General features: G+C 70.7%; 25 protein-coding genes. 16 read left to right on the forward strand and 9 right to left on the reverse strand.

Annotation, left to right across the window (positions count from 1 at the left end):
• Window positions 1–13 precede the first annotated feature (13 nt).
• The 3 genes from LRS74_RS28615 to LRS74_RS28625 are packed head-to-tail and all read right to left on the reverse strand — an operon-like array spanning window position 14 to window position 3,695.
• On the reverse strand, window positions 14–1,000 hold the full coding sequence (locus LRS74_RS28615) for an ABC transporter permease (protein ID WP_277743688.1): 987 nt from the start codon (window positions 998–1,000) through the stop codon (window positions 14–16).
• Complete coding sequence (locus LRS74_RS28620; protein WP_277743689.1) at window positions 997–1,941, reverse strand: ABC transporter permease; 945 nt, start codon at window positions 1,939–1,941, stop codon at window positions 997–999. Before LRS74_RS28620 ends, LRS74_RS28615 begins: the two co-directional genes overlap by 4 nt.
• A gap of 8 nt (window positions 1,942–1,949) precedes the next feature.
• Window positions 1,950–3,695: an ABC transporter substrate-binding protein gene (locus tag LRS74_RS28625; RefSeq protein WP_277743690.1), complete on the reverse strand. Its 1,746-nt coding sequence runs from the start codon at window positions 3,693–3,695 to the stop codon at window positions 1,950–1,952.
• Between the two features lie 237 nt (window positions 3,696–3,932).
• Here LRS74_RS28625 and LRS74_RS28630 point away from each other — a divergent pair, with 237 nt between their 5' ends.
• The 9 genes from LRS74_RS28630 to LRS74_RS28670 all read left to right on the forward strand — a co-directional run bounded on the left by LRS74_RS28630 (window position 3,933) and on the right by LRS74_RS28670 (window position 14,130).
• Window positions 3,933–5,087, forward strand: a complete 1,155-nt coding sequence (locus LRS74_RS28630; RefSeq protein ID WP_277743691.1) for an FAD-binding oxidoreductase — start codon at window positions 3,933–3,935, stop codon at window positions 5,085–5,087.
• Window positions 5,088–5,124: 37 nt separating this feature from the next.
• The gene (locus LRS74_RS28635; RefSeq protein WP_277743692.1) at window positions 5,125–5,439 is read left to right on the forward strand and encodes a (2Fe-2S)-binding protein; all 315 of its coding nucleotides are present in this window, start codon (window positions 5,125–5,127) and stop codon (window positions 5,437–5,439) included.
• A gap of 43 nt (window positions 5,440–5,482) precedes the next feature.
• Complete coding sequence (locus LRS74_RS28640; RefSeq protein ID WP_277743693.1) at window positions 5,483–6,916, forward strand: NAD(P)/FAD-dependent oxidoreductase; 1,434 nt, start codon at window positions 5,483–5,485, stop codon at window positions 6,914–6,916.
• Window positions 6,917–7,007: 91 nt separating this feature from the next.
• Entirely contained in the window at window positions 7,008–7,913 is a 906-nt protein-coding gene (locus tag LRS74_RS28645) for a dihydrodipicolinate synthase family protein (protein ID WP_277743694.1), read from the forward strand.
• Window positions 7,914–7,985: 72 nt separating this feature from the next.
• The gene (locus tag LRS74_RS28650) at window positions 7,986–8,987 is read left to right on the forward strand and encodes a proline racemase family protein (protein WP_277743695.1); all 1,002 of its coding nucleotides are present in this window, start codon (window positions 7,986–7,988) and stop codon (window positions 8,985–8,987) included.
• Window positions 8,984–10,366, forward strand: coding sequence for an aldehyde dehydrogenase family protein (locus LRS74_RS28655; protein ID WP_277743696.1), 1,383 nt, complete (start codon window positions 8,984–8,986; stop codon window positions 10,364–10,366). The genes LRS74_RS28650 and LRS74_RS28655 overlap by 4 nt, the downstream gene beginning before the upstream one ends.
• 44 nt (window positions 10,367–10,410) lie before the next feature.
• Entirely contained in the window at window positions 10,411–11,076 is a 666-nt protein-coding gene (locus tag LRS74_RS28660; RefSeq protein ID WP_277743697.1) for a GntR family transcriptional regulator, read from the forward strand.
• Window positions 11,077–11,230: 154 nt separating this feature from the next.
• Window positions 11,231–12,493 carry an alpha/beta fold hydrolase gene (locus LRS74_RS28665; protein WP_277743698.1) on the forward strand — a complete coding sequence of 421 codons (1,263 nt, stop codon included), beginning with the start codon at window positions 11,231–11,233 and terminating at the stop codon, window positions 12,491–12,493.
• 353 nt (window positions 12,494–12,846) lie between these two features.
• Window positions 12,847–14,130: an NAD(P)/FAD-dependent oxidoreductase gene (locus tag LRS74_RS28670; protein WP_277743699.1), complete on the forward strand. Its 1,284-nt coding sequence runs from the start codon at window positions 12,847–12,849 to the stop codon at window positions 14,128–14,130.
• Window positions 14,131–14,388: 258 nt separating this feature from the next.
• On the opposite strand, the gene LRS74_RS28675 is transcribed toward LRS74_RS28670, so the two are convergent.
• Window positions 14,389–14,781: a hypothetical protein gene (locus LRS74_RS28675; protein WP_277743700.1), complete on the reverse strand. Its 393-nt coding sequence runs from the start codon at window positions 14,779–14,781 to the stop codon at window positions 14,389–14,391.
• Between the two features lie 389 nt (window positions 14,782–15,170).
• Between LRS74_RS28675 and LRS74_RS28680 the strand changes: the two genes are divergently transcribed.
• Complete coding sequence (locus tag LRS74_RS28680; RefSeq protein WP_277743701.1) at window positions 15,171–16,109, forward strand: restriction endonuclease; 939 nt, start codon at window positions 15,171–15,173, stop codon at window positions 16,107–16,109.
• A gap of 23 nt (window positions 16,110–16,132) precedes the next feature.
• Here LRS74_RS28680 and LRS74_RS28685 read toward each other — a convergent pair whose 3' ends face one another.
• The 3 genes from LRS74_RS28685 to LRS74_RS28695 form a co-directional block, all read right to left on the reverse strand.
• Window positions 16,133–16,528 (reverse strand): hypothetical protein, encoded by a 396-nt coding sequence (locus tag LRS74_RS28685; protein ID WP_277743702.1) that lies wholly within the window; start codon window positions 16,526–16,528, stop codon window positions 16,133–16,135.
• Between the two features lie 193 nt (window positions 16,529–16,721).
• Window positions 16,722–17,798 carry a PhlD gene (locus LRS74_RS28690; RefSeq protein WP_277743703.1) on the reverse strand — a complete coding sequence of 359 codons (1,077 nt, stop codon included), beginning with the start codon at window positions 17,796–17,798 and terminating at the stop codon, window positions 16,722–16,724.
• Between the two features lie 91 nt (window positions 17,799–17,889).
• On the reverse strand, window positions 17,890–18,726 hold the full coding sequence (locus LRS74_RS28695; RefSeq protein ID WP_277743704.1) for an XRE family transcriptional regulator: 837 nt from the start codon (window positions 18,724–18,726) through the stop codon (window positions 17,890–17,892).
• 191 nt (window positions 18,727–18,917) lie between these two features.
• Here LRS74_RS28695 and LRS74_RS28700 point away from each other — a divergent pair, with 191 nt between their 5' ends.
• Window positions 18,918–19,640 carry an SDR family NAD(P)-dependent oxidoreductase gene (locus LRS74_RS28700; protein ID WP_277743705.1) on the forward strand — a complete coding sequence of 241 codons (723 nt, stop codon included), beginning with the start codon at window positions 18,918–18,920 and terminating at the stop codon, window positions 19,638–19,640.
• 136 nt (window positions 19,641–19,776) lie between these two features.
• Here LRS74_RS28700 and LRS74_RS28705 read toward each other — a convergent pair whose 3' ends face one another.
• On the reverse strand, window positions 19,777–20,904 hold the full coding sequence (locus LRS74_RS28705) for an agmatine deiminase family protein (protein ID WP_277743706.1): 1,128 nt from the start codon (window positions 20,902–20,904) through the stop codon (window positions 19,777–19,779).
• A gap of 95 nt (window positions 20,905–20,999) precedes the next feature.
• On the opposite strand from LRS74_RS28705, the gene LRS74_RS28710 reads away from it, so the two are divergent.
• Both LRS74_RS28710 and LRS74_RS28715 read left to right on the forward strand, forming a co-directional pair.
• Window positions 21,000–21,590, forward strand: a complete 591-nt coding sequence (locus LRS74_RS28710; RefSeq protein WP_277743707.1) for a TetR/AcrR family transcriptional regulator — start codon at window positions 21,000–21,002, stop codon at window positions 21,588–21,590.
• 35 nt (window positions 21,591–21,625) lie between these two features.
• Entirely contained in the window at window positions 21,626–21,868 is a 243-nt protein-coding gene (locus LRS74_RS28715; RefSeq protein WP_277743708.1) for a hypothetical protein, read from the forward strand.
• Window positions 21,869–22,012: 144 nt separating this feature from the next.
• Here LRS74_RS28715 and LRS74_RS28720 read toward each other — a convergent pair whose 3' ends face one another.
• The gene (locus tag LRS74_RS28720; RefSeq protein WP_277743709.1) at window positions 22,013–22,504 is read right to left on the reverse strand and encodes a MarR family transcriptional regulator; all 492 of its coding nucleotides are present in this window, start codon (window positions 22,502–22,504) and stop codon (window positions 22,013–22,015) included.
• 57 nt (window positions 22,505–22,561) lie between these two features.
• On the opposite strand from LRS74_RS28720, the gene LRS74_RS28725 reads away from it, so the two are divergent.
• From LRS74_RS28725 to LRS74_RS28735, 3 genes are all read left to right on the forward strand, one after another.
• Window positions 22,562–23,686 carry a questin oxidase family protein gene (locus LRS74_RS28725; RefSeq protein ID WP_277743710.1) on the forward strand — a complete coding sequence of 375 codons (1,125 nt, stop codon included), beginning with the start codon at window positions 22,562–22,564 and terminating at the stop codon, window positions 23,684–23,686.
• Window positions 23,687–24,107: 421 nt separating this feature from the next.
• On the forward strand, window positions 24,108–24,281 hold the full coding sequence (locus tag LRS74_RS28730; protein ID WP_277743711.1) for a hypothetical protein: 174 nt from the start codon (window positions 24,108–24,110) through the stop codon (window positions 24,279–24,281).
• Between the two features lie 93 nt (window positions 24,282–24,374).
• Window positions 24,375–25,508, forward strand: coding sequence for a hypothetical protein (locus LRS74_RS28735; protein ID WP_277743712.1), 1,134 nt, complete (start codon window positions 24,375–24,377; stop codon window positions 25,506–25,508).
• The last annotated feature ends 1 nt before the right edge of the window (window position 25,509 follow it).

Genomic DNA, 25,509 nt, shown 5'->3' on the forward strand with positions numbered 1-25,509 from the left:
AGTCGAGCGGCCATCAGTACCTCACTCGCGGATCGATGACGGCGTACAGCAGGTCGACCGCCAGGTTGGCGACGACGATGAAGGTGGCGGCGAGGAGCGTCACGCCGAGGATCACCGGCTGGTCGCCGCTGGACAGCGCGCCGTAGAAGAGCCGTCCGATGCCGGGGAGTCCGAAGATGGACTCGGTGATCACCGCGCCGGCGAGAAGGCCGCCCAGGTCCATGCCGAAGATGGTCAGGATGGGGGTCATCCCGGCGCGCAGCCCGTGCTTGACGACGACGGTGTGGCGCGGCAGGCCCTTGGCGCGGGCGGTGCGAATGTACGGCTCCGCCATCGTCTCGATCATCGAACTGCGGCTCTGCCGCGCGTACATGGCCGCGTACAGGACGGCCAGCGCCAGCCAGGGCAGCAGCAGGTTCGACGCCCAGTCCACGGGATCCTCGCCGAAGGGCACATAGCTCGGGTAGGGCAGCAGACCGGCCGTCCGGATCACCCCGTAGATCAGCATCATCGAGGTGAAGTAGACGGGTAGGGAGGCGGCGGCGACAGCGCCGACCATCAGCGCCCTGTCGATGAGGGTGTCCTTGCGCAGGGCTGCGACGACGCCCGCGGACAGACCGAGGGTCAGCCACAGCACGGCGGCGCCCAGGGCCAGCGAGGCGGAGACCGGGAGACGGTCCATCAGCAGGTCCCAGACGGACTCGCTGTTCTCGTAGGAGTAGCCCAGGCACGGGAAGTCGCAGTGCAGCTCGTACTGGCCCGTTCCCATGGTGCGGCCGGTGAAGATCCCGGTGACGAAGTCCATGAACTGCCGCCACAACGGCTGGTCGAGCCCCATGTGCTCGCGGATCGCCGCCAGCCGCTCCGAGCTGCACGACTTGCCGCAGGCCGCGGCGGCCGGGTCGGACGGCAGGACGTAGAAGATGGTGAAGGTGACGGCGGCGATGGCGAGGAGCACGCCGGTCACCCCGAGCAGTCGGCGCCCGATGTAGACGGTCATGTACGGCTTCCTCTCGGGTCCAGGACGTCCCGCAGCGCGTCGCCGAGCAGCGTGAACGCGAGCACGGTGAGGAAGAGGCAGGTGCTCGGGATGACGAAGTACATGGGGTCGGTGTCGTAGAAGTTGACGCTCTCGGCGATCATCTGGCCCCAGGAGGGAGTGGGCGGGCGGACGCCGACGCCCAGGTAGCTCAGCGCCGCCTCGGTGGAGATCATCCCCGGGATGATCAGGGTGGTGTACGCGATGACGGGCCCGGCGACGCCCGGGAGGATGTCGCGGGTCAGGATCCGCCAGGGGCCGGAGCCGCCGACGCGGGCGGCGTCGACGTACTCGCGGTGTTTGAGCGAGAGGGTCTGGCCGCGCACCACGCGGGCGATGCCGGGCCAGCCGAACAGGCCGATGACCGCGATCATCAACACGATCCGGTTGACGTCCCGCGCCACCGACATCATCGCGATCATGAAGATGAGCGACGGGAAGGACATGGTGAGGTCCATCAGCCGGGACAGGACCGTGTCGGTGCGACCGCCGAAGTAGCCCGCGGCGATCCCGGCGGCGGTGCCGGTGACGACGACGATCGCGGTGGCGGCGACGGCGATGAGCAGCGAGACCTGGGCGCCGTGCACGACCCGGGCGAACAGGTCGCGGCCGGTGACGGGTTCGACGCCGAGCCAGTGGTCGGCGGAGACCCCGCCGAGCGGGCCGATCGGCTGCCCGCCCAGGTAGGGGTCGACCGCGGTCTTGTCGAACTCCTCGGGTGACCAGCCGCCCAGCTTGCTGAGCAGCGGGGCGGCCACCGCCATGACCGCGAAGAGCGCGATCACGACGAGGGAGATCTTCACGGAGGTGCGCCGGCGCAGCTCCCGGCGGGCGAGCTGCCAGGGGCCGCTGCCCGCCGCGGCGGCCGCGGCGGTCGGGGCGTCGGGTGTCGTGGTGGCCATGGCGGGGGTCAGCCCTCGCTCTTGGAGGGGTCCTTGAGGCCGACCGAGGCGTAGTCGAGCTGGCCGCCGAAGGAGGTCTGCCCGTACGCGCCCGCGATGTTGGTGCCCACCACCAGCGGCCAGCGCCGCACCAGGACCGGGACGGCGGGGGCCTTGGCGAGGATCTCGCCGTCCAGCTCCCGCCAGGCTTCAGCGGCCTTCCTGGCATCGGTCATCGCGGCGATCTCGTCCATCCGCCGCATGGTCGCCTTGTCACGGAAGAGCGAGTGGTTGCCGGTGTTGCCCTTCTCCTTGATGTGGCGGCCGTCGAAGACGAACGGCAGGAAGGTGGAGCCGGACGGGTAGTCGGGGCACCAGCCGGTGTACACCATGTCGGTGCGGTTGGTCGTGTCGCCGATGGTGGTGTAGAACGCGGCCGGGTCGACCGTCTCGATGGTCACCTCGATACCGGCCTTGCCCAGGGCCTGCTGGATGGCCTCGGCGCGCCCCTTGTCGCTGTTGGACACGGTCATCTTCGTGGTGAAGCCGCCCGGCTTTCCGGCCTGCTTCAACAGCTCCTTGGCCTTGTCGACGTCGCCGGTGACGGGGATCCTGAGCGTGTCGGGCTGCTTGCCGTCGAAGAGGGTGGCGGGCATGTAGGCGGTGGAGGCGTTGTTGAAGGCGGGGCCGCCGGAGGAGTTGACCACGACCTCCTTGTCGAGAGCGTACTGCACGGCCTGACGGACCTTCATGTCGTCGAAGGGGGCGCGGCCGGTGTGCATCTGCACCATGTCGGTGCAGTTGGTCGACTCGGCGAGCAGCCGCTTGCGCGCCGCGGCGTTGGGCAGCACCTTGACCCCGCTCTCCGGCCGCAGCGCGTACCACGGGACGGCGGAGGCGTCCGCGCCCTGGCTGGCGATCATCCGGTCGTCGATCTGGTTGTGCTTGAGCCCCATGACCATGACCAGCTTGTCCGGGTACGCCTTGCGTATACCGTCCGTCTTGGGGTCCCAGTGGGGGTTGCGGACCAGGACGAGCTTCTTGTTGCGCTGGTACGTCTGGATCTTGTACGGGCCCGAGGAGAACGGGCGGCTGTCGTACCTGGGCCCGGTGTCCCTCTTCTTGGGCACCGGCGCGAAGGTGGGCATCACCGTGGCGCTGGCGAACTCGGCGAAGGGCTTGCGCAGTTCGAAGACGATCGTGCGGTCGTCCGGCGTCCTGATGGAGTCGAGGTGTTCGCCGTCGGCCGGTCCCTTGTAGCCCTTGGCGCCCTCGAGGTAGCGGGCCGCGTAGTCGGCGCCGCCGTACAGGTCAGGGGAGAACGACCGCTCCACGTTGTACTTGACGTCCTGGGCGGTGACCGGGGTGCCGTCCTCGTACCTGATCCCCTTCTTGAGGCGGAAGGTCCAGGTCTTGGCGCCGTTGGACGGGGTGCCGAGGTCGGTCGCGAGGTCGGGGACCAGCTCGCCGCCCTCGGTCCCCGGAGCCGCCTTGTAGGTCACCAGGGTGCGGTAGAGCAGCCGGGTGCCGAACTCCATGTCGCTCATGGCCCAGTTGCGGGCCGGGTCGAGGTGGGTGAAGTCCTGGTGGGACAGGACCGTGAGGGTGCCGCCCTTCTTCGGAGTGCCTCCGATCACCGCGCCGAGGTTGGCGGTGGCCGGGTTCTTTCCCTTCCGGCCGTCGCTGGAGCGCTTGCCGCTGGAGCAGCCGGTCGTGCCGAGGGTGAGGGCCACCGCCACGGCGGTGGCGAGGACGGTACAGGTGCGCGTGTTCATCAGGGGTCACTCCGTGAACAGTCGGACAGCACAGTGGCTGGAATGTGACCGGTAACATAGTAATGTGAAATTGCACTGGCAAGGTCTTCCCCGGCTTGGTTTGTGTCGGCCGTGCCTGGCGCGCCGGGTCGCGGGGCGGCGCCGGCCCCCTGTTCGCCGTAACTCCGGGCGTCCGCCCGGGGTGTGAATCCCGGTCAACCTCTTGGTATCGCTGGTGCAATGTGAAATATTACTGCCGTGCTCACGAGAGATTCCGCGGATGTCATCGTCGTCGGGGCCGGCATGGTCGGCGCTGCCTGCGCCTACTACGCCGCCCGGTCCGGCCTGCGCGTCACCGTGGTCGACCGCGGCCCCGTGGCGGGTGGCAGCACGGGCGCCGGGGAGGGGAACCTGCTGGTCTCCGACAAGGAACCGGGGCCCGAACTCGATCTCGCGCTGCTCTCCACCCGGCTGTGGCGGGACCTTGCCCGGGAACTTCCGCTCGGGATCGAGTACGAGGCGAAGGGCGGCCTGGTCATCGCCTCCCGTGAGAACGGGATGGCCACGCTGCGGGACTTCGCCGCCGCCCAACGCAAGGCGGGCGTCACGGCGGAGGAGGTCGCGGCGGACCGCCTGCACGACCTGGAGCCGCACCTGGCGCCCGGGCTGGCAGGCGGCTTCCACTACCCCCAGGACGCCCAGGTCATGCCGGCGCTGGCCGCCGCGCACCTGCTGCGTGCGGCCGGCGCCCGGGTGCGGCTGCGGCTCGGCGAGGAGGTCACCGGCCTGCTCATCGGCGGGTCGGGCGAGATCCAGGGGGTGCGGACGGCCGCCGGGCCGGTCCACGCGCCCTATGTGGTGAACGCCGCGGGCACCTGGGGTGGTGAGTTCGCCCGCCTCGCCGGCGTGGAGCTGCCGGTGCTGCCCCGCCGGGGCTTCGTCCTGGTCACCGAGCCGCTGCCGCGCGTGGTGCGCCACAAGGTGTACGCGGCGGACTACGTCGCCGACGTGGCCAGCGGCTCCGCCGCGCTGCAGACCTCGGCGGTGGTCGAGGGCACCGCCGCAGGCCCGGTCCTCATCGGCGCCAGCCGGGAGCGGGTCGGTTTCGACCGCACGCTGTCGGTGGAGGTCCTGCGTCGCCTCGCGGCCCAGGCCACGGCCCTCTTCCCGGTCCTGGCCGGGGTGCGGGTCATGCGGACCTACCCCGGGTTCCGCCCGTACCTGCCCGACCACCTGCCCGCCATCGGGCCCGACCCGCGCGTGCCCGGGCTGCTGCACGCCTGCGGCCACGAGGGCGCCGGCATCGGCCTCGCCCCCGCCACCGGCCTGGCCGTCGCCCGCGCCCTGATCGGCGGCGAACCCCCGCTCGACCTCGCCCCGTTCCGGCCGGAGCGTTTTCCCTCAGCTGCCTGAGTCCGTCCGCCACCTCCGTCCCGAGAGGAGGGCCACCGTGGCCCGTACCCCCGCCGAACTCGTCGGCGCACAGCCCGATCCGCCGTTCGAGATCACCATGGACGGCCGCACCGTGACCGCCCTGCCCGGGCAGTCCGTCGCCGCCGCCCTGTGGGGTGCCGGCATCGTCGCCTGGCGCACCACCCGGAACGGCGGGCGCCCGCGGGGCGCGTTCTGCGGCATCGGCCAGTGCTACGACTGCCTCGCCACGGTCAACGGCGAGCCCAACCGCCGGGCCTGCCTGGTTCCCGCCCGGCCCGGCGACGCCATCACCACCCAGGAAGGACACGGCCGTGCCGCTCTCGGCGTCTGAAGCGCATGGAGCGTCCGATGCGCGTGAACCGTACGACCTCGCGGTGATCGGCGCGGGCGCCGCCGGCCTCGCGGGCGCCGTCACCGCCGCCGAACTCGGCCTGTCCGTCGCCCTGCTGGACGCCTCGGGCCAGGTCGGCGGCCAGTTCTACCGCACCCCGGAACCGGGCCTCGGGGCCGCCCGGCCCGAAGCCCTGCACCACGACTGGGCCGCCTTCGCCGACCTGCGCGAGCGCCAGCGCGCCACAGACGGCATCGACCACCTCGCCGGCCACCACGTGTGGACGGTGGCCCGGCAGAGCGACGAGCTGTGGGCGGTGCACGCCGTGACCGGTCCCGACGGGGCGGGGGAACGGCCGGTGCGCGTACGGGCCCGGGCGATCCTCATCGCGACCGGGGCCTACGAGCGCCAACTGCCCTTCCCCGGCTGGACCCTGCCCGGCGTCGTGAGCGCCGGAGGAGCCCAGGCGATGCTCAAGTCGGCTCTCACCCTGCCCGGCAGACGCATCGTCGTCGCAGGCAGCGGACCGCTGCTGCTCGCCGTCGCCTCCTCGCTCGCCGCCGCCGGGGCGCGGGTCCCTGCCGTGGTGGAGGCGGCCGGCTACCTGCGCTACGCCCGCCATGTCCGCGCCCTCGCCACCAACCCGCAGAAGCTGACCGAGGCGGTGGTCCACGGCTCGGCGCTGCTGCGGCACCGGGTGCGGCTGCGCACCCGCAGCGCGATCACCGAGGTGCACGGGGATCAGCGGGTCGAGGCGGTGACGATCTGCCGGCTCGACGGCGACTGGCGGCCCGTGCGGGGGACGGGCCGCCAGGTCGAGTGCGACACGCTGGCGGTGGGGCACGGCCTGGCGCCCCAGATCGACCTCGCCGTGGGACTCGGGTGCGCCACCCGCACCACCGCCGACGGCGCCCGCGCCCTGGTCCTCGACGGACTCCAGGAGACCACGGTGCCCGGCGTCTGGGCGGCGGGCGAGACCGGCGGGGTCGGCGGCGCCCAACTGGCCCGGGCCGAGGGTGAACTGGCGGCCCTCGCGGTCGCCACCCGGCTGGGCGGGCCATCGGCGAGGGCGCAGTCCGCGCGCGTGGCGCGGCTGCGCCGCACCCGGGACCGCATGCGCTGCTTCGCGGACGCCATGGCCAAAGCGCACGCCCCCGGCCCCGGCTGGCCCGAGTGGCTGGCCGAGGACACCGACGTATGCCGCTGCGAGGAGGTGACCGCCGGGCACATCCGCGAGGCGGTCACCGACCTCGGGGCCCGCGACGCGCGGACCGTCAAGCTCCTCACCCGTGCGGGGATGGGGTGGTGTCAGGGCCGGATGTGCGGGACGGCCGTGGCCTGCCTCGCTGCCGGGGCGGACGGCCCCCCGGCGCCCCCGGCCGAGCGCCGCCCCCTCGCCGCTCCGGTTCCGCTCGGCGCGCTCGCCTCGCTCGAGTCGGCCGAATCGCCCGAGAAGTCCGTCAGGACCGACCGCTGACGACTCGTCTCTTCGCCTTACTCTCCCAGGTGCCCCACGGGGCACCCACGCTCCACTGTAAAATGTCACATGCCATAGAAGGGTTCATTCAATGACCGCCACCTGGAACTCCTCCCGTCCCTGGCGCGGCATCATGGTCGCCACCGCGCTCCCCCTCCGCGACGACCTCTCCGTCGACTACGACGCCTACGCCGAGCACGTCCGCTGGCTCGTCGACAACGGCTGCGACGGCGTCGTCCCCAACGGTTCGCTCGGCGAGTACCAGACCCTCACCGACGAGGAGCGCGCCCGCGTGGTCCGTACCGCGGTCGAGGCGGCGGGCGACCCGGCGCGGGTGATGCCCGGTGTCGCCGCGTACGGCAGTGGCGAGGCACGTCGCTGGGCCGAGCAGGCGGCCGAGGTCGGCTGCGGCTCGGTCCTCCTGCTGCCCCCGAACGCCTACCGCGCCGACGAGGCGTCCGTGCGGGCCCACTACGCCGAGGTGGCCGGGGCCGGCGTGCCCGTCGTCGCGTACAACAACCCCATCGACACCAAGGTCGACCTGACCCCGGCCCTGCTCGCCGGGCTCCACGCCGACGGGCACATCGTGGCCGTCAAGGAGTTCACCGGCGACGTCCGGCGCGCCTACGAGCTCGCCGAGCTCGCCCCGGAGCTCGACCTGCTGATCGGCGCCGACGACGTGCTCCTCGAACTCGCCGTGGCCGGGGCCGTCGGCTGGATCGCCGGCTACCCGAACGCCTTCCCCGCCACCTGCGCGCGGCTGTACCGCGCCGCCGTCTCCGGCGACCTCCGGACGGCGCTGCCCCTGTACCGGTCGCTGCACTCGCTCCTGCGCTGGGACTCCAAGACCGAGTTCGTCCAGTCGATCAAGCTCTCCATGGACATCGTCGGGCGTCACGGCGGTCCGGTCCGCCCGCCCCGCACTCCGCTCACCGGTGCGGTCGAGGTCGCGGTGCGCACCGCGACCGAGAAGGCCGTCGCCGAGGGCCACCGCTGACCGCCGGACCGCCCTGCGGCCGGATCTCCGGCCCACCCGACCCCTGACCTTCCGACAGTCGAAAGGAGCCCTGTGCGCACACGCCATGTCTTCCACGCGGTGGACTCGCACACCGAGGGCATGCCCACCCGCGTGGTCACCGGCGGCGTCGGGGTGATCCCCGGCGCCACCATGGCCGAACGACGCCTGCACTTCGCCGAGCACCTGGACCACATCCGTACGCTCCTCATGTACGAGCCGCGCGGCCACTCCGCCATGAGCGGCGCGATCCTCCAGCCGCCCACCCGGCCCGACGCGGACTACGGCGTCCTCTACATCGAGGTCTCCGGGCTGCTGCCGATGTGCGGCCACGGCACCATCGGGGTGGCCACCGTCCTGGTCGAGACCGGGATGGTGCCGGTCGTCGAACCCGTCACCACGGTCCGCCTCGACACCCCGGCGGGCCTGGTCAGCGTCGACGTACACGTCGAGGACGGCGCGGCGAAGGCGGTCACGCTCACCAACGTCCCCGCGTTCTGCGTCGGCCTGCACCGCAGAGTCGACGTACCCGGCTTCGGCACGGTGACCTATGACCTCGCCTTCGGCGGCAACTTCTACGCCTTCGTCGAACTCGACGCCCTGGGCCTGCCGTTCGACCGCGCCCGCAAGGACGACCTGCTGGCCGCCGGGCTCGCCGTCATGGACGCCATCAACGCCACCGACCGGCCCGTGCACCCCGAGAGTCCGGAGATCGGCGGCGTGAAGCACGTCTATCTGGCGGCCCCCGGCTCCGACGCCGCGCACTCCCGCCATGCCATGGCCATCCACCCCGGCTGGTTCGACCGCTCGCCGTGCGGCACCGGCACATCCGCCCGGATGGCCCAACTGCACGCCCGCGGCCACCTGCCGCTGCACCGGGACTTCGTCAACGAGTCCCTCATCGGCACCCGCTTCACCGGCCGCCTCGTCGGCGAGACGGAGGTCGGCGGCGTGCCGGCCGTCGTCCCCACCATCACCGGACGCGCCTGGATCACCGGGACCGCCCAGTACTTCCTCGACCCGGACGATCCCTTCCCCGGAGGTTTCCTCCTGTGACCACCACCCTGTCCCCGGTTGTCTCCCGCAACCCGGCCGACCCCGCCGACGTCGTCGCGCATGTGCCCGCCGCCGGAGCGTTCGGTGCCGCCGAGGCCGTGGAGGGGGCCCGTGCCGCGCAGCCCGGCTGGCTGCGCGGCGGCGCGGCCGCCCGCTCGGCCGCCCTCGCCTCGATCGCCACCGCCCTCGAGACCGCCATGGACGAGCTCGCCGCGCTCGCCGTGCGGGAGGTCGGCAAGCCGCTCGCCGAGGCCCGTGCCGAGGTGGCTCGGGCCGTCGCGATCTGGCGGTACCACGCCCAGGCCCCGTACGAGCCGTCCGGCGCCGTCCACGAGACGGCCGCCGGGGCCGGGCTGCTGCTGACCCGCCGCCGCCCGCACGGGGTCGCGGGGCTGATCACGCCCTGGAACTTCCCCTTCGCCATCCCGAGCTGGAAGGCCGCCCCGGCGCTCGCGGCGGGCAACACGGTCGTCCTCAAGCCCGCGCCCGAGGCCACTGCCTGCGCCCAGCGGCTCGCCGAGATCGTCCAGGGGGTACTGCCGGAGCGGGTGTTCACGGCGGTGCCCGGTGGCGCCGCCGAGGGTGCCGCCGTCGTCTCCGCCGCCGACGTCGTCTCTTTCACCGGCTCGACCGAGGCGGGCCGGGCGGTCGCCCGTGCGGCCACCGACCGCGGCGTTCCGTTCCAGGCGGAGATGGGCGGCCTCAACGCGGCGATCGTCCTCCCGGACGCCGACATCGCGCGGGCCGCCGCGCACCTGGCCGCCGCCATCGCCGGATACGCGGGGCAGAAGTGCACCGCCACCAGCCGGGTGATCGCCGTCGGCGCCGCCGCCGACCCCCTGCGGGAAGCCCTCACGGAAGCGTTGCGGAGCATCCCGGCGGGGGATCCGGCCGACCCCGCCACGGTGTGTGGACCGCTCATCTCCGAGCAGGCCCGCGAGCAGGTCAGCGGCGCCTGGGCCGGTCTGTCGGCGCTCACCGGCGGCACCGTCCCGGACGGCCCCGGGTGGTACGCGGCCCCGACCCTGGTCGAGAAGGTGCCCGCGGGCCACCGCCTGCTCCGCGAGGAGGTCTTCGGGCCCGTCGCGGCCCTGCTGACGGCCGACGATCTGGCCGACGCGGTCCGCATCACCAACTCCGTGCCGTACGGCCTGGTCACCTCGGTGCACACGACCGACCTCGACGCGGCGCTGTACGGCCTCGACGAGCTGGACACCGGCATGATCCGCGTCAACGCCCCGTCCACCGGCGTCGACTTCCACCTGCCGTTCGGCGGCACGAAGTCCTCCAGCCACGGCCCGCGCGAACAGGGCCGCGCCGCGCTGGAGTTCTACACCGCCAGCCGCACGTACACCCTCTCACCGGGCAAAACAATGTGACATTGTACGCTGGCCCGGTCCAGCTGAGGCGCGAAGGGAAGACCGTGGGCCACCTGAAGCAGCACCCCCTCATCACCACCAGGGAGCGCCTGCGCGACCAGGTCGCCCACGCCCTGCGTGCCGCCATGATCTCGGGCGAGCTGCGGCCGGGCCAGGTCTACTCCGCCCCGGGCCTCGCCGAGGACTTCGGCGTCTCCGCCACCCCGGTGCGCGAGGCGATGCTCGACCTGGCCCGCGAGGGCCTGGTCGAGCCCGTCCGCAACAAGGGCTTCCGGGTCACCGAGGTCACCGAGAGCGACCTCGACCAGTACACCGAGATCCGCGCCCTGATCGAGATCCCCACGGTGGGGCGCGTCACCCGGACCGCGACCCGCGACGAGCTGGAGGCGCTGCGGCCGGTGGCCGAGGAGATCGTGCGCGCCGCACGCGCACACGACCTGATCGGCTATCTCGAAGCCGACCGGCGGTTCCACCTCGCGCTCCTCACGCTCTGCGGGAACGACCGGCTGGTCGAGACCGTCGGTGGCCTGCGCAAGCGCACCCGCCTGTACGGTCTGAGCGCACTGGACGAGCGGGACCGGCTGATCCCGTCCGCCGAGGAGCACCTGGAGCTCCTCTCCCTGATGCTGGCGGGCGACGCCGAGGGCGCCGAGCGGTGCATGCGCCGACACCTGGGGCACGTGCGCTCGCTGTGGGCGAAGTCCGACTGAGCGCCCGCGCGGGCCATGCATAGCGGCACGTTATGCGGACCCGAGGGCTCCTGTGGACCGGCTCACCGCGCCAGGCTCTCTTCGTACGACGCCATTCCCGTACCAGCTCACCGCCTGCGCCCGCCGCCCGCCACATCCTTGAGGAGCCGAACCCTTGAACCCCGCGTACGCCACCGCCGACCACGTCTTCACCGTCCCCCTGGACCACGCGCGCCCCGACGGCCCGGCCATCGAGGTGTTCGCCAGGGAGGTCGTCGACCGGTCCCGGGCCGCCGACAAGCTGCCCTGGCTGCTCTATCTGCAAGGCGGGCCAGGCGGCAAGTCCCCCCGGCCGTACGGCGGATCGCCCGGCTGGCTGCCCCACGCGCTGAAGACCCACCGGGTGCTCCTGCTCGACCAGCGCGGCACCGGCCGCTCCACCCCTGTCACGGCCCGCGCAGCCGCACGGATCGCCGACCCGGCTCGGCTCGCCGCCTACCTCACCCACTTCCGCGCCGACGCCATCGTCGACGACGCCGAGCTGATACGACGTCAACTCTGCGGCGACGCGCCCTGGGAGAGCCTCGGCCAGAGCTACGGCGGCTTCGTCACCCTCACGTACCTCTCCCGCGCGCCCCAGGGCCTCAAGGCGGCCTACGTCGCGGGCGGCCTGCCGGGCCTCGACGCGACCGCCGACGACGTGTACGCCCGCACCTACCCCCGCGTCCGCGACCGCGGGCGGGAGTTCCGCGCCCGCTACCCCGCCGACGCGGACCGGCTGCGCCGCATCGCCGACCTGCTCACCGCCACCGAGGTCCGCCTGCCCGACGGCGACCGCCTCACCGCCCGCCGCCTGCGCACCCTCGGCCTCGCCTTCGGCATGGGCGACGGCTTCGAGCGTGTGCACTGGCTCCTCGACGAGGCCCTCGACGCCCACGGCGAGCTGAGCGACACCTTCCTCCAACAGGTCATGAGTCTCACCGGCTTCACGGACAACCCGCTCTTCGCCGTCCTCCAGGAGTCGATCTTCGCCCAGGGGGCCGCCACCTGCTGGGCGGCGGACCGAGCCCTGTCCGCCTTCCCGGAGTTCACCGCCGAAGCGGACCCCCTGCTGCTCACCGGCGAGATGATCTACCCCTGGATGTTCCGGGAGATCACGGGCCTGCGCCCCTTCGCCGACGCCGCCGACATCCTGGCCGACAAGGCCGACTGGCAGCCCCTGTACGACCGCGCCGCCCTCGCCGCCAACCAGGTCCCCCTCACGGCCGTGGTCTATCACGACGACATGTACGTCGACGCCGGCCTCTCCCTCGCCACCGCCCGCGAGGTGGGCACCACCCGCGTCTGGGTCACCAACGAGTGGGAACACGACGGCATCACGGCCTCGGGCGGCCGAGTCCTCTCCCGCCTGATGGACATGGCACGCGAGATCGACTGAGCGTCACGCGTGCGGGACAGTTCGAGGGCAGGGGGAAGCAACACGGGCACGAGGCACTCCTGGCGAGGGTGAAGGGAAGAGACCGTGCCTGCACGAGCCCACAGGAGATCACTGCCTCAGGAAGGAACGGGCAGTGTCGGGAACGTGGTTCGCGCGGCAGGCACACCAAGGAGGGCGACGCCGTCCGACGCCCTCAACGCCTTCCGATCACAGGAAGCAGTAGTGCGGGGTGCTCATGAATGCCACACCATGAGTCTACGATCCTCGACGAGCCCTTCCTGCCGCCGAAGTTCGGCAGTCGCACTGCACCACTCCCACGAACGGCACCACACCCCGAAGGGAGCGATCAGCACATGCCCAGGCCTGAGAGCGTGAGACACGACTACGACGTCGTCATCAGCGGCGCCAGCCTCGCCGGCAGCGCCGCGGCGATCTTGCTCGCTCGACGCGGTGTTCGCGTCGCACTGCTGGAACGCCGCTCGGACCCCGGAGCGTACAAGGCGCTCTGCACCCACTCCCTCCAGGCCAGTGCCTACCCGGTGCTGGACGAACTCGGCCTCGTCCCCGCCCTGGAGAAGGCGGGAGCCGTCCGCAACGAGGCCCGCTGGTACACCCGCTGGGGATGGATCGAGCCGAGGGCCGCGCCGGCGGGCCCCGAGCTGCCGTACGCGTACAACGTTCGGCGCAGCACCCTTGATCCGTTGATCAGGTCTCATGCGGCGGAGACCCCCGGCGTCGATCTGCTCCTCGGTCACCAGGTGACCGGGCTGGTCCGGGAAGCCGGGCGAACCTCGGGGGTGCGCGCGTCGACACCACAGGGCGAGTGTGAGATCCGGGCCCGGCTGGTGGTCGGCGCCGATGGCAAGGACTCGGCCGTGGCGAAGTTCGCCGGGGTGCCTGCTCGGCAGTACGAGAACGCGCGGTTCGGCTATCTCGCGCACTTCCGCGAACTTCCGCTGCACGGCGGGCTCAGTCACACCTGGTTTCTCGAGCCCGACATGGCGTACGCGTTTCCCAACGACGACGGGGTGACGGTCGTCGCGGTGCTCCCGGACAGAAAACGGCTGCCGGCCTTCCGGGAAGACCTGGAGGGCAGCTTCCTCGCATTCGTCCGCGCCCTACCCGAGGGACCGCTCATCGACTCCGCCGAGCGCATCACGAAGATCACCGGTACGGTCAGGTACCCGCTGCACAGCCGCAAGCCGACCGCGCCGGGCGTCGCGCTCATCGGCGACGCCGCCCTGACCGGCGACCCCCTGTGGGGAGTGGGATGCGGGTGGGCCCTGCAGTCCGCGCAATGGCTGGCAGAGTCGGTCGCCCCGGCCGCGACCGGTCAAGGTGACCTCGACAGCTCGCTCCGGGTGTACGCACGCAGACACCGGCGCCGGCTGCGCGGTCATCAGTACCTGGCCGCCGACTTCGCCAAGTCCCGTCCGTTCAATCCCATGGAGCGGCTGATGTTCTCGGCGGCCGCGCGTGATGAGTCGGTGGCGCGCCACATGCATCTGTTCGCGTCCCGCCTGATCGGTCCGCTGCGTTTCTTGAACCCCGTGGCAGTGGCCAAGGCCTCGGCCGTCAACATCAGGCATCGCGGGGCGGCTGTGTCACCCGCGCACCTGCCACCCACAGGGTCATGACCGGCCGCTCCGCTCCCCCTCGGCAGCTTCCACGGAAGGGAATGACGCACCGCTCCGGGGAGTCTGTGGAGGCCTGACTCCATCAGTTCATGGCCGGTCGTCGATTCCGCACTCGGGACGGGCGCACCTTCGACCCCGGAGTTCGGCCGGACGTCTCCTCCCGGTCTTCACCGAGGAGGAGTCCGCCCATGACCGCGACTCGGCCTTCGTCAAGGCCGTGTCGCACGTTGCTTAGCCGCCGGGTCCAGGCGGCGCGGATCAGGCCCTGTAGCCCGTGTTGCAGAAGACCCAGTCGCCCTTCTGGGATTCGGGCACCCAACAGGTGGCCGTCCGGGTCTCGTCGTAGCGGTTCGTGTGCTCGACGCTGTAGACGTAGACCTCGCCCTTCCACCAGTAGCCCCGGAAGTCGGTCCAGCCGTCGCGCCGTGTGTTCACGGCCGGCGTGCAGGCCCAGTCCCCATTCTGGTTGTCGCCGCACAGCCGGACGTTGTCGGCGTAGTGCGTCTTCACCGAAAGCTGCTGCCCGTTCGTCCCGGCCGCGGCCGGCCCCGCGCTGACGAAGACGCCCGCGCCGGCCAGCGCCACCGCCACGACGGCGGCACCACCGAACCTGCGCGTGAAACCGCCGGTCGAGCCACTCTTCTGGAACATGTCCTTCTCCCCGTTGTGGTCTGTCGGGTGGACCCGGCCCTGGCGGCCGAGTTCATGATCCAAAACGTATAACCCCAGGCCACGGGGCAAGTTGAGGAAGCGTCACTACCACGTCATAGGACGGTGACCGCGCCGCGGGCCCCGTGTTCTGCCGGGGGACTTCCGGGATCGAGGCCAAGAGACGGGCCTTGGTACCCAACCGCTCTCGTGGCCGGTGGAGTCGAGTGGTAGGGCCCTGTCATGCGCCCGCGTCCGTGCGGTGCGGACACGCTCCGGCGTCGATGGTGAACATCAATGGCCGATTTTGATAAAGGATTTCGGCATCTGATTCAGGTGTGGGATCTTCGATGAGCGCTTCTGGTTGGAGTGCGACAGTTTGAAGGAGGGTCATGACCGAGATGGCTACGCCTGCCGCGGAGTGGACGCTCAAGCCTGGCGACAAGATCGAGCGCAAGGAACTGCACAGCGCCTTCGGGGGAAGGACCCAGGGCGGCATTGGGCCCTCGGCGAAGACCCCGAACGTGTTCGTCTTCACGGACCCCGTGGCCGGCGAGAAGCACGGCTACTACGACGACTGGATGCCGGACGGCTGCTTCCACTACAGCGGAGAAGGCCAGTACGGAGATCAGCGCATGATCTCCGGCAACGCCAGCATCCTCAACCACCAGGCCGAAGGCCGCGCACTGCGCGTGTTCCAGGGCGCTCGCGGCACGGTCACCTACCGCGGCGAGTTCGTCATTGACCAGGCCAACCCCTGGTACGAAGCCGACGCCCCAGAGACCAACGACGGACCGCTACGCAAGGTGATCGTCTTCCGCCTCAAGCCGGTCGACACAGCGCCGAAGAAGCCGGCGACCAAGCTCGGGCGTCTCCTCGACAGCGCCCCGAGCCCGCTAGAAGAGCTGCCTCTTGAACGCAACGAGACCGAGAAGTCGTTCGTGAACCCCAACCGCGAACCCTACGAGGCCGAGCGTAAGGAAGGACGCCTCGTCCTTGCCTTCGCCGAGTACCTCACGAGCAAGGGGAACGAGTCCTGCCGCCATCGGATACTGCCGGACGACGAGTCCCGCCCCCTGTTTACGGACCTGTACTGCGAGCAGCTCGGGCTGCTTGTAGAGGCCAAAGGTAGCGTCACTCGGGAAAACGTCCGCATGGCCATCGGGCAGCTCGCCGACTACAGCCGGTTCATAGACCACGCTACCCGTGCCATCCTGCTGCCCTCCCAACCCCGTAAGGACCTGCTCAAGCTCGCGGAGAGTCAGGGGTGTGTGGTCATCTGGCCGGAGGGCAAGAGCTACGCCAGCACCAACCCGACCACCCTCCCGTAGCCGAGGGCGCTGTCGGCACTCGCTCAGCGCGGCGTTGTCGTGTCCTCCTCCAGGTGTCCACGGCCTCGTCCGCCCCCAAGGCCGTCGAGGGCTTCCAGGTCCAGCTCGCGGGCGCCGACTTCGGCTCCGCCGGTGTCGTCCAGCCGGACCCTGTAGGGGAAGGGTGTGGCGTACGGCCGCACCCAGGTGACGGTGCCGGTGGCTCCGGGATACACACGATGGCGGACGGTGCCCCTCTCGCCCGGGTCCTGAAGCAGGCCGTCTTCGAGGTGTGGGTACGCGCCGACCAGGGCGGCCGTGAAGCGGACACGGTCGCCCCTGGCGAAACGCCGGGATGCGGGGTGCCGGTCCCCTTGTCGGACCAGGCCCACCAGGCGTTCTTCGATAGGGGCGGACACATCCCGCGGCGCATCTGTCATGGACACACGGTATGAAAGGCGCGACCAGGTAGGGAACGCGAAACTATGTGATCTTGGCCGCTGCATTCCGGCCATGAGGCCGAATCCCGCTCACGCCGGCAACCGGCCCTGGTCACGCGAGGTTGTTGTCCGGCTCGTCCGGCCCACGCGGCTGTTCCTCTGTCAGCCGTCCACGGAGCTCGGCGCGCACGGCCTAGGAGCGCCAGGTAGCCGTGCAGGCCGCGGTGGCGAATCCCGGGCCGAAGGCGAAGAGCACGCCGCGGGCGCCGTCTGCGGGCGGGTCGTCGTAGGTCCGGGCGAGGACGTCGAGGATGGCGACTCCGCCGAGATTCCCGCGCTGGCGGAGGCTGGCCCAGGAGTGTCGGGTCAACTTGGCGTCGTCGTCCACGCCGGGTTCCTGGTCGATGCCGAGGCCGCGTTCGGCGTCGGCGATGATGCGCGGGCCGCCGGGGTGGACGGCGACGAACTCGGGGGTGTCGATGCCGGCCCGGTCGAGGAACGCGTGGAGGGCGGGCATCACGTCGGTGGTGGACTCCGTTGCCGCCTTCGTACTGAGGAAGTGCAGGCCCGTCGCGTCGAGGCGCCCGCGGTACCGGTCGTGGCTGACGGGGAGCACGTACTCCCACACGCTGTCGACCTCCAGGCCGGGCCCGAGCGGGGTGTCGGTCACGACGAAGGCGCCGGCCGAGTCGCCGAACAGGGCCTTGTAGATCATCGACTCGGTGGTGGTGTCGGCGTGGTTGTAGACGGTGCTCAGCGCTTCGGCGACGACCACCAGAACCCGGCTTCCGGGGTACGCGGCGACGTGGTCGACGGCCTTGACGAGGGCTTGTGCTCCTCCGACGCAGCCGAGGGTGCTCATGGGGATGCGGCGGACGTCGCGCCGTATCCCGAGTTCGTCGAGCAGGTGGACGTCGAGGCCGGGGACGGTCCAGCTTGTGGTGTGGCTGGTGATGACGCAGTCGATGTCCGTCGGGTCGAGGCCCGTCTGGGCGAGCGCCTGGGCGGCCGCGGTGGTGCCGAGCCGCGCGGCGTCGTGGTAGGCCGCGGTGTTCCGCTCGGTGATGGGCGCCTCACCGGATATGGTCCGGTCGCCCAGGGGTCTGGTGAAGCTGCGGGTGACGACCTTGGTGGCGCGGGCGATACGCAGGAGCGCGGCCAGGCGAGGGTGGTCGTGGTGGGCGCGCGCGATGTCGGCGCAGATCTCGTCAGTGGTGATCTCATGCTGGGGGTGCGCCAGGCTGGGGCGAGAGACGTAGGCGGGGGGCACGACGGGCTCCATGAACAGGCAGTGAGGTGGGGAACAGGCTCGCGAATCGGCATAACGTCTCATATCGCTGATGCCGGGTCACAGGCCGGCCTCAGTTCTTGATGTCGGCGCGGAGTACGGCGGGCGGCGAGGGGCGTTGCTCTCCCCTCCGGAAGGGCAGGACCATGAGCCGTGCGTCGGGGCTGTTGAACGGGCTGGCGGCGCACACGGTGACCCAGCCGCGGCCGTGAGTGGGGTGGTCCAGCGGTCGCTCGTCGCCGTCCGGGTGGACGCGGACATCGGGGCCGTCACGGTAGATCGGGCCGGCGATCTCGTCGGCCAGGACGTCCCGCTCGATGGCCGCCAGGGTGGCGTTGGCTGGTCGTGCCGCGCGCATGGCGCGAAGCTGCGGAGCGATGAACGGGGCCCAGCTGGTGGCCCAGTCCACCATGATGCCGCGGGCCTCCTGGGCCAGGAGCATCCACCTCATGGTGTTCTTCGGGACCCTGCGGTCGGGGAAGAGCTCGGCGAAGGCCGCGTTGTAGTGGAGGACGTTCCACGCGGCGTCGTTGAGATAGGACATCTCGGTTTGGGCGTCGACGACTCGCGCCCATGAGCCGTGGACCTCAAGGCCGGCGTCCCGGGCGAGGGGCCGGGGCGGGTTCTCTCCGCGGGCGTAGCGCCACAGGATGCTCCACTCCTGCTCGGTGAGGCGGAAGAGTCGGCCGACGGCCAGGAGCAGTTCGAGCGGCGGCGCGGTCAGCGCGGCGCGTTCCAGCCGTGCGTACTTGCCGTGGGTGCCGAGGAGTTCCTCGACCTGGGTCTGGCTCAGACCGGGGGCCCGCCGGCCTGACCCCTCGGTGCGAGTGGTGAGCCCGACGTCCTCGGGGTGGATGGCGGCGCGACGCTCTATCAGAAATTTCTGCAGTAGGCCGGGGTTGCCAAGCACGCTTCTTCTGCCCTCCTTTAAATTGACAGCACGCTGTCACTTTTTGCTTAAAAATATGCCCCTGGAAAATGCCAAGCGACTCCGCAAGGCTATCTGCTGGGGACCGAGAGTGATCTCCGTCCTTGTTCCAGGAACATGTCTAGGGGGAGTGAGCTGTGCGAACTCGTACGCGAAGAGGCGCCGGGCGCTCCGTGCTCGTCACAGGTGGTAACCACGGCCTCGGGCTCGTCATCGCGCGGACCCTGGCAGCGGATGGCGACACCGTGGCGGTGACGTATCTGTCCGGGCGACTGCCGAGGGGGGTCCTCGGTGTGCCCGCGTACCTGGGGGACCCCGGGTGCGTGGACAAGGTCTTCGAGACGGTCGAGGAGGAGCAGGGGCCGGTGGAGGTCCTGGTCGCCAACGCCTGCACGATCCACGACACCGTCATGCGCACCATGCCGACGTGGTTCTTCGAGCGCACGTTGACGGAGAATCTGAACAGGACCCGTTGGATGATGGGGCGGGTCATCCCCGGCATGGTTCACAGAGGTGGCGGCCGCATCATCATGGTCGCCTCCGCGGCGACCCTGGATGGCGAAGCCGAGTGGGAGGCGGGCACCGGGCACCTCGAGTTGATGCGCACCGTCGCCGCGGAGGTCGCGCCCTACGGCATCACCTGCAACCTCGTCCGTCCCGATCTGCCGCCTTCCGGCCGGGGCAGGGTGGAGCGGACGGGGGAGCGGTTCGGGTGGATGGCGGACGAAGTGCCGGCCAGCGCCGGCGAGGCGGCGGTGGCAGCGACCGTCGCGTTGCTGGCCTCGCCCTCCAGTGGCGGCATCACGGGAACCGCTGTGCCCGTCGTCGGGGTGTCGGGCATCGAGGCGACCGGGGTCGTCGCGTCTTCCGCCGGGCGTGCGGGGACACGAGCGTGAGCACCGAGCGGGAGTAGCCAGCCGCGCACGTGTGGCTGTCCGACGCCCCCGTCCCGTGCGCCACCGGCCCGGGGGGCCGCGCCGACAGCGCGTCGACGTCATGGACGAGGTGGCGGTCGGGGCGGCGGTCCTACCGTCAGGATTCCCTGGGGAGTTGCTGGGTGGCGCAGTGGATGCCGCCTCCGCCCTCCCCGAGGGTGTCGACGGGCACCTGTACGACCTCGCGGCCCGGGTAGAGGTCGCGCACGATGGCCGCGGCGTCCTTGTCGGATCGCCTGTCGCCGAAGCGGGGCATGACGACCCCGCCGTTGACGACGTAGTAGTTCACATAGCTGGCCAGGAACCCGGAACCGCGCCGGCCGATGTCGGTCGGCTCGGGCAGCTCGACGATCTCAAGGCGCTTGCCACGGGCGTCGACGGCCTGGTCCAGGACCTCGCGGGCCTGGTCGTAGGCGGTGGTCCACACATCCTGGGGGGCCTGCTCGTCCGGGGTGCTCATGACCACGACCCCGGGTTCGGAGAACCGCGCCAGCGCGTCGATGTGGTAGTCGGTGATGTCGTGGCCCCTGACGCCGTCCACCCAGATCACCGTGGTGACGCCGAAGAGGTCCTTCAGCGCCCGCTCGATCTCGTCACGGGACATGCCGGGATTGCGGTTGGGGTTGACCAGCGAACTCTCGGTCGCCATGAGAGTCCCGCCGCCGTCGACCTCGATCGAGCCGCCCTCACCGGTGATCCGAGCCCGCATCCTCCTGATGCGCTCGTCGTCGAGGATCTCGCGCGCGACCCGACGGTCACGGCTGTGGGCCTGCTTGTCGCCCCAGCCGTTGAAGTTGAGGTCGACGCCGGCGATGCCCTGAGGGCCGAGGACGAAGGTCGGGCCGATGTCGCGCATCCACAGGTCGTCCACGGGGATCGGCACGACCTCCACCCCGGAGCCGCATGCCTGCCGGGCGGCCTTCACGTCCTGCTCGTTGGCCAGCAGGGCCACCGGCTCGAACTCGGCGATCGCCCGCGCGATCCCCGCGATGTCCTGCCGCACGCCGGAGACGTCCGACTCCCAGATCTGCCGGGTGGGCCAGGACATGTAGGTCAGCTCGTGCGGGTGTGACTCGTCCGGCATCCGCCATCCGTCGGCCGGAGCCGAGCCCGCCGAGGCGTGTCGGCTCTCGGCTGGACGGTCACTCTTCGGGGTGTCGCAGGCGCCGAGCGCTGCTCCGAGGGCGGCGGCGAGGGCCGCTTGCAGGGTCTGGCGCCTGGGCATGGGCGGCATCATCGACCTCCTGACTGAAAATTTAGTCAGGACGAGCATAGGGCATCATCGTCACCCAGTGACTGTTGGTCTTTGAGGAGTCGTCGATGCCGGACAGGGGTACCCAGATCCTCCAGGCCGCCGCCCGGCTGATCGCCCGCCGCGGCGTGCGCGGGCTGCGTGTCGAGGAGGTCGCCGCCGAGGCGGGCGTCTCCACGGCGCTGATCTACTACCACTTCAAGGACCGGTCCGGGCTGCTGCGGCGCACGTTGGAGTTCATCAACAAGCGCGCCGTCCGCTACACCGATGCCGCGCTGGACCCCTCCGCCGACCCCCGCACCCAGCTCACCGACATGCTGCTGCTGGAACTGCAGGACACCCCCGAGGTGCGGGAGAACAGCGCGGCCTGGGGCGAGCTGCGGGCCACCGCCGTCTTCGACCCGGACCTGAGGGAAGACCTGGCCGCCGCGACCGGAGCATGGGTGGACGACCTCTCGCACCTGATCCGCCAGGCCCAGAAGGTCGGGCTCGCCACCCCGGAGGCCGGTCCGGAGGCCGCTGCCGAACGCCTCACCGCTCTGGTCGAGGGGCTGAGCGAGCGATGGCTGACCGGCCTCGTCCCACTCGAGCGCGCCCGCGAACTGCTCCGCGACGCCATCGCCCTGGAGCTCGGACAGCCGCCCCACTCCCACGCCTGACCACTCTCACGCACTATGTCGCCGGTCTGGTCAAGGTGCCGCCGGCCGAAGCCGCGAAGTACGACCTGGCGGGCGCCAAGCGGCACCGGCAGCAGAGCCGCGAAGCGTTGGGGTCCCGGCCGTCGACACTTGCGGACGAGGAACGGCTGACGGAGTGGTTGGCGACCGAGGTCTGCCCGGTCGAGCTGGTTGAGGACCGGCAGCGGGAGGCCCTGCTGGTGAAGTGGTGCTCACCGTGCCTCACCCCCGGCCTGCGTCGGCCGGAGCAGGCGCCATGAGCTTCCCAAGCTAGCGGGTTCGACTTCCGTCATCCGCTCCATGGCAAAGCCCCAGGTCGGCGACCCGGGGCTTCTGTGTTGCCTAGGCCTCTCAGTGCCGGTTTCGGCATCCAGCGCTCGCCCGTGGAAGCGCGCACAACACGCTCACCTCTGGACTTCGCCGACCCAGGCCGTGAGCCCTGTCAGGAATCCCGCCTTCTCGTCGGGCGACAGTCCCTCCAGCGCGCGTAGCAGCGGCTCGGTCCGCCGAACGATGAAGGCTTCGAGCGGCAGGCGGTGTTCCTCGGCCAGGGACACCAGGACGCGGCGGCGGTTCGTCGGATCCTCCGCCCGATCCACGATGCCGGCCCGGCTCAGGGCTCCGACCAGTTCGCTGGCGGTGGGCAGTGACACCTGAAGCCGTCGGGCGATCTCGCTGACGGTCAGCGGCTGTCCGGCGAGCAGCTGGGGCAGTACGGCGCCGTGGCGTGGCGTCAGGCCATGCGCTTCCATGACGCCTCGCAAGGGCTCCGGCATCAGCTCCCGTACGGCCGAACCTCGGAAGAACGGCTCCAGCAGGGGTACGAGACCGGCGACTTCAAGCTCATCCGGGGTCGGCTTCCGTGACGCCTTCCCGGCGTTCTCGCTCTGCGGCATGCTACAAGTGTATATGGTTCTGATGTCCAAACTGTTTGGCTCTCCGAAGGATCTCTTATGCCGTCGATCAGCTACAGCGATGCGCTCAATGACGCCCTGGAACGCATGGACGACCTGGGATACGAACGAGGACAGGGGGTGGATCTCGCCAACCACGGCCCGATGGGCGCCGAGGCGCTCGCCCTGCTCGGGCAAGTGGACGAAGTCGCCCGGTGGGTAGGGCGCTACCGGAAGGCGATGGAACACCACGAGCCTCCCGCCGCCCGCTTCGCCCTGGACCCTGCGGACGAGTCCTCGTGGCGTTCCGCCCTCGGCACCTTCCAGCGGGCCGGGGACTGGGAGCGGCTCTTCGTCCGCGAACTGGCCGAGGCGCACTGGCGCGAGGTGCTCGTGCGCTGGTGGCCCCGCCTGCTTCCAGGGCTGTTCGCAGGCCTGACGCACGGGGTCATCCGCACCGCGCACGCCGTACGCGGCCTGTACGCGACCGGCGACGGAACCACAGCGCTCCAGCTGAAGGAACTGGCCCGCGGCCTGGCCTACTGGGCGGCCCGCTACAGCGAACTCCCCGGCCGCCCTCGACTGCACGGCCCCCACGAGCTGCCCGACGCGGTCGCCACGCTGCCCCGCGTACCGCTCGACGGCCCGATGGGGCCGGGTACCGCCCGCCACCGCCTGGACACGCTCGCCGAACTCCCCGGCTACGGCGAGTCCTTGGAAACACTGGCACCGCAGCAGGCACCTCGGCTGCTGAGCGAGATGACGGCCCAGTTCGCCGATGTCTATCTCGGCCACCCCGAGGTGTACCCCGTTCCGCTGATCCACGGCGTCACGGCTCCCGCCGCCGTCCGCCTCGTACTCCCGCATCTACCGCCCGAGCTGTACGAGCCGACGCTGGCCCGGCTCTGGCAGGTGCAGTCGGCGTTCCTGTTCGCCTTCACCTCGGACCGGCGCGGCGAGGGCACGGTGGCCTGGCAGTCGGAGATACCGGATCTGCCCCCACTGGACGAGCTGGGCGCCCGCGCCGCCGAGCACGGCGACGAGCACGTCATCAAGTTCACCGAAGCGTGCCTGCGCGAATACGCCCTGCGGCCCGACCCGCGCTATCCGGCCGCTGCCTTCGCCGCGCAGCGGCGCATCACCCGCCTCGACGCCGGCGGCGGAGTCCGGGGAGCCGCGTCATGATGCACGGACTGCCCTGCCTGTCGACCGGCGAAGGACCACCGTTGATCGTCCTGCTCTTCACGCCGGAGGCGGCTGTCCCCACGGGAGCGAGCCGCCGGCTCACCCTGCGGATGCTGCGACATTCTGCGAGCGGTTCACCACGCACCTCCTCATACGCCCGCCCGGCCTGCCACCGGTCGCGCAAACGCAGCTGTTGCCCTGCGGGCACGCAGGCTGTCCGTGTGGGTCCGCGTCCGATCGGCCGAGCCTGCTTGGTGGGGCGCCACGATCCCCGAGACCTGGTGCACGAGCTAGGACTACAGGGCCGAGACCGAGCCGCGTCAACTCCCTTCGAATGGGCGTGTGTTGATGGAACGTCAGTGTTGACCTTGCGTGGCCATGCCACCTAGCATCACGTGAACGCTGTTGTCTGAGAGGAGTCATGATGGCACTGAGTCACACACCAGCAATCGACACCACTACCGCATCAGCCACCTATGAATCGCTGGTCGAGGACGCGCTGCGCGAACTCTCCGCCGCCGAGTCGGACGCGGTTCTCGAGCCGGTGGGGAGTGGCGACGAGGGTCCCCTGATGGCCTGGTTCGTAGCCACCTGATCATTCCTGCAGGGCTATGGGGAGTTCCAGCCGCAGGGGATTCCCGCGGCTGGAACTCCCATCGCAACGACCACAGGCCATGGGGAGCAAGTCTTGAGCGTTGTGCAGCCCAGCCGCGAACTGCGGGCTGGAGTCGATTCACTCCTCGACCGGTACGTCGGCATCTCCCATCGCGATCACTGCGTCGTCGCCTTCTCTCCGGACAGCCGGGAGGCGGCCGCCTGGCTGGTGGCCGGCCTGAAGCAACGCAACCTCAGCACACAGCTGATCGGCATGCGGCCGCTCGTGGACTACGAGTTCGCCCAGCGTCTGAACTCCGCCGTAGCGGCGGCCGACCCCCTGACTGGTCGGCTCGTCATCTTCACGCTCGAGCGAGACACGATGTCTCACTTCTCACCCCTCCTTGACGTGCTGCAACGGTTCGGCGGTGACCGATGCATGGTGGTGCGCGTCATCAGCGCCTCGCGGGAGTTCTTCGAGAAGGCCGTCAACCTCGGACCAGACGAACTCAGCGCCCGGAACGCCGCACTGCTGACGCGACTGACCAAGGCGCGCAGTGTCAGGGTCCGCACTCGAGGCGGCACCGACCTGCGCATCCGACTCGACTCCGATCGATTCGACTGGATCAGCAACCGCGGCGTATGGCGGCCCGGCGGGTTCACCATTCTCCCGGCGGGGGAGATCGCCACCTATCCCGCCGGAATCGACGGCCGCCTGGTGGCGGACGGCGCGCTCAACTGCAACGTCATCACTCGGATCGACACCAGGCTGGCGGCTCACCCGTTGACGGTCGACATCGCCGACGGGCGCGCCACGGGCTTCGCGTGTGCCGACGACGACATCCGCGAGCTGGTGGAGCTCTGCTTCAGACAGCCACACGGCACCCGCGTGGGCGAGCTCGGTTTCGGAACCAATTCGGGGATCGACCAGTTCATCTCCGCCAACTCTCACATCAACGAACGACGAGTGGGAGTGCACATCGGCTTCGGCCAGCACAACCAGGACCGTTCGGTGGTCGGTTACGAGGAGAAGGTGCATCTCGACCTCATCACGGATGGTGCGGAGATCTATGTCGACGATGAGCCATCGCCTGTCGATCTGGCCGACATTCCGTTGACCGGGGACGCGCACCCTGAGTTGGTGAGGGACGAGGACATCACGGGCGACTGCTGCGGGTTCGGTTACGGCCAGTTGACCGACCCTGCCTCGGCGGCTTCGATCGGCTGAG

This window comes from Streptomyces sp. LX-29 (genome assembly GCF_029541745.1).
Taxonomy (GTDB): Bacteria; Actinomycetota; Actinomycetes; order Streptomycetales; family Streptomycetaceae; genus Streptomyces.

What these genes read in the sequence shown, in the direction of transcription:
- LRS74_RS28615 (WP_277743688.1), bottom strand. Translation starts at nt 1,000, where the DNA reads ATGACCGTCTACATCGGGCGCCGACTGCTCGGGGTGACCGGCGTGCTC.
- LRS74_RS28620 (WP_277743689.1), bottom strand. Translation starts at nt 1,941, where the DNA reads ATGGCCACCACGACACCCGACGCCCCGACCGCCGCGGCCGCCGCGGCG.
- LRS74_RS28625 (WP_277743690.1), bottom strand. Translation starts at nt 3,695, where the DNA reads ATGAACACGCGCACCTGTACCGTCCTCGCCACCGCCGTGGCGGTGGCC.
- LRS74_RS28645 (WP_277743694.1), top strand. Translation starts at nt 7,008, where the DNA reads ATGACCGCCACCTGGAACTCCTCCCGTCCCTGGCGCGGCATCATGGTC.
- LRS74_RS28670 (WP_277743699.1), top strand. Translation starts at nt 12,847, where the DNA reads ATGCCCAGGCCTGAGAGCGTGAGACACGACTACGACGTCGTCATCAGC.
- LRS74_RS28675 (WP_277743700.1), bottom strand. Translation starts at nt 14,781, where the DNA reads ATGTTCCAGAAGAGTGGCTCGACCGGCGGTTTCACGCGCAGGTTCGGT.
- LRS74_RS28680 (WP_277743701.1), top strand. Translation starts at nt 15,171, where the DNA reads ATGACCGAGATGGCTACGCCTGCCGCGGAGTGGACGCTCAAGCCTGGC.
- LRS74_RS28685 (WP_277743702.1), bottom strand. Translation starts at nt 16,528, where the DNA reads ATGACAGATGCGCCGCGGGATGTGTCCGCCCCTATCGAAGAACGCCTG.
- LRS74_RS28705 (WP_277743706.1), bottom strand. Translation starts at nt 20,904, where the DNA reads ATGCCCAGGCGCCAGACCCTGCAAGCGGCCCTCGCCGCCGCCCTCGGA.
- LRS74_RS28710 (WP_277743707.1), top strand. Translation starts at nt 21,000, where the DNA reads ATGCCGGACAGGGGTACCCAGATCCTCCAGGCCGCCGCCCGGCTGATC.
- LRS74_RS28720 (WP_277743709.1), bottom strand. Translation starts at nt 22,504, where the DNA reads ATGCCGCAGAGCGAGAACGCCGGGAAGGCGTCACGGAAGCCGACCCCG.
- LRS74_RS28725 (WP_277743710.1), top strand. Translation starts at nt 22,562, where the DNA reads ATGCCGTCGATCAGCTACAGCGATGCGCTCAATGACGCCCTGGAACGC.
- LRS74_RS28730 (WP_277743711.1), top strand. Translation starts at nt 24,108, where the DNA reads ATGATGGCACTGAGTCACACACCAGCAATCGACACCACTACCGCATCA.